Origin of the sequence: Syntrophorhabdus sp. (genome assembly GCA_012719415.1) — a bacterium.
GTDB lineage: Bacteria > Desulfobacterota > Syntrophorhabdia > Syntrophorhabdales > Syntrophorhabdaceae > Delta-02.
The window spans coordinates 1-2,720 of the sequence record JAAYAK010000030.1 but is presented as its reverse complement, the minus strand read 5'-3'; the positions used below and the strand labels follow the sequence as shown (position 1 = coordinate 2,720).

Genomic DNA, 2,720 nt, shown 5'->3' with positions numbered 1-2,720 from the left:
TGTTGAGGTCGAAGGTCATCTGATAGGTCATGCGGTCTATCTTGGCGGAGAGGAATCCCACGCGGTCAATTATATGGGAGGAATCGAGCTCGCTCTCTCCCCGGGAGGTTATCTCGTGCCCCTTTTTTCCTGTCTGGCGGGCGAGGCCCTCCGTATCCATCCGCTGCAGATAGAGCCTCACGGTCCTTTCGCTGATATCGTGTCCCAGTGATTGAAGCTCCTGAGCTATTTTCGTGCTTGTGAGGGGTGTGGAGGAATTCCTGAGGATTCCCAGGATCAGGAGGTCCTTCTTTCTCTTCTTTTCCATGTCACGTTACTCCTTTACGGCAAAACAAAATGTGTAAACGGCAAAATTGCCGGTTAATCTATGATATCTCATGACGGGCCACTTTGCAACAGGAATCTCCATATAGCCTGTAACAGCAATAAAATTGTTGTTGACAGAGAAGTCGCGTATTGCTATTCTGTGCGAAAGCGGAACGGCAATAGCTTGCCGGTACCATGGCAGGAAGTTACCGTAAAGAATACACGAGGGAGGTTGACATGATAGAGTGGTCAAAGACCAATGATGCAATTGGAACCGTGAACCGTGGCAATCCGGCGGAATCGGGACTCTGTACCCTGTGCCGGGCGGACTGCAAAGGGAGATGCGAAACGTTCCTGTCGAGCCTGAAAGGCAGGAAGATCCTCTACCCGAGAGACTTCGGCACCGTTACGGCAGGCAGCGCGAACACGACCCATCTCGGCGTGAATTACAACGCGCTGAGGATCCAGGGGTATCTCTACGGTGTTCGGGGCCTTCCGAAGGGATTGAAGAGCACGGCGGACGATTGTATCTTCCCGAACGTCAGCATTGAGTCCGAATTCGGGTCGAAAGTGGTCACTAAGACCAGGATGCCTATCATGACGGGCGCCCTCGGCTCCACCTTCATCGCCGCGAAGTATTGGGATTCCTTTGCTACCGGCGCCGCCCTCGTCGGCATTCCGATCGTTGTCGGGGAGAACGTTGTCGGTATCGACAAAGAGGCCATCATCAACGATGGCAGGATCGAGAAGGCGCCGGAGCTGGACAGGCGCATCGATACGTTCCTGAGGTACTATGACGGCTACGGGGCGATCATCGTGCAGATGAACGTCGAGGACACGCGCAACGGTGTGGCCGAGTATGTCATCGACAAGTACGGCGATAAGGTGATCATAGAACTGAAATGGGGCCAGGGAGCAAAGGACATCGGCGGCGAGATCCAGGTGGACAGCCTCGACTATGCCCTGTTCCTCAAGAACAGGGGCTATGTCGTCGACCCCGACCCCGGCGTTCCTGAGGTCCAGGAGGCCTTTAAGCACGGTGCCGTGAAATCCTTTGCCCGCCACAGCAGGCTTGGTTATACGGACCTCTCCACGCCCGAAAAGGTGCGGGAGAGCTTCATGAAGTCCGTCAACTATCTTCGGAAGCTCGGGTACAGGAGGATCTCCCTCAAGACCGGCTCCTACGGCATGGAAGCTCTCGCGATGTCTCTCAAGTTCGCTTCGGACGCGAAGCTCGACCTGCTCACCATTGACGGTTCCGGTGGCGGGACGGGCATGAGTCCGTGGAACATGATGGAATCATGGGGAGTGCCCTCGCTTCTGCTTCACAGCAAGGCGTACGAGTACGCCACGATCATAGCGGCAAAGGGACAGAAGGTCGTGGACCTGGCGTTTGCCGGAGGTTTGGCTCGTGAGGACCACATATTCAAGGCGCTCGCGCTCGGCGCACCGTACACGAAAATGATCTGCATGGGCAGGGCCGCCATGATACCCGGTTTCGTGGGTTCCAACATCGAAGGCGTGCTGAAGCCGCAGAACAGGGCAAAGGTCAACGGCAACTGGGACGAACTCGCTCCCGCGGTGAAGGAACTTGGTTCCTCGGCCGATGAGATCTTTGCCGGTTACTATGATGTCCAGAAGAGGGTGGGTGCGTCGGAGATGAAGAAGATCCCCTTCGGCGCCATCGCCATGTGGACCCTGGCGGACAAGCTGGCCGCCGGTCTCCAGCAGCTCATGGCGGGTGCCCGCAAGTTCAACCTGAAGGACATCGGAAGGGAGGACATATTCTCGGCCAACAGGGACGTTGAAAAGGAGACGGGAATACCCTACATCACCGATGTTCTCGACGAAAGGGCAAAGAGTATCCTGAACTCATAACCCGCCAACAGGCAAGGCATCACGAAGAGGGTGGACAGAACGGTCCACCCTCTCTTTTTTTGTGGAATGTGACCTCTGTCATTTCCCGGGGTCATCATCTCATATATATAGATAGGAACATGAGGAGAAGGGGGTTTTGATGGATGATTCCCCGGTCATCTCCAAAGGCGAACGGAAGGAGACGAGTGCCAGGCTCGAAACAGGTGTGTTCCTTGTCGGGGGGGGATCTGCGGCAGGGAGCACAGGAGAACGACACGGGCGTGTCCCAGCGCAAACAAGGAGGCTAATGCAATGATACGCGAGATCAGGTTCATCGTGACCGGCGAAGTGAGAAAGCCAAAATTGGGTGACTGGTTTCTCAACCGGAACAACTTCCCCATATGCGCCGTTCAGGACTTCAACGTCACCAAGTTCCCCATACTGAAGATGGAGGTCATCGACGATCAGGGAAAGGCCGTCGAGACCCGCTGCGCAGGCATGTAGGCGGAAGGGGCAACGCAGCGACGCCCGGGGAATCCCCCCCGGGCGTCTCCATT

The 2,720-nt window shown here is 56.1% G+C and carries 3 protein-coding genes; 2 read left to right on the top strand and 1 reads right to left on the bottom strand.

Going from position 1 to position 2,720, the window contains the following annotated elements; genetic code table 11:
• Positions 1–307, bottom strand: a 307-nt coding sequence (locus tag GXX82_01590) for a hypothetical protein (GenBank protein ID NLT21720.1), incomplete at its 3' end; no start/stop codon positions are given.
• Positions 308–543: 236 nt separating this feature from the next.
• On the opposite strand from GXX82_01590, the gene GXX82_01585 reads away from it, so the two are divergent.
• Together GXX82_01585 and GXX82_01580 are read left to right on the top strand one after the other, a co-directional pair.
• A complete protein-coding gene (locus GXX82_01585; GenBank protein NLT21719.1) occupies positions 544–2,184 on the top strand; it encodes an FMN-binding glutamate synthase family protein in 1,641 nt (546 codons plus the stop codon).
• Positions 2,185–2,475: 291 nt separating this feature from the next.
• A complete protein-coding gene (locus GXX82_01580) occupies positions 2,476–2,667 on the top strand; it encodes a hypothetical protein (protein NLT21718.1) in 192 nt (63 codons plus the stop codon).
• Positions 2,668–2,720 lie beyond the last annotated feature (53 nt).

Coding starts and splice junctions, on each gene's coding strand:
- GXX82_01580 (NLT21718.1), top strand. CDS start 2,476: ATGATACGCGAGATCAGGTTCATCGTGACCGGCGAAGTGAGAAAGCCA.
- GXX82_01585 (NLT21719.1), top strand. CDS start 544: ATGATAGAGTGGTCAAAGACCAATGATGCAATTGGAACCGTGAACCGT.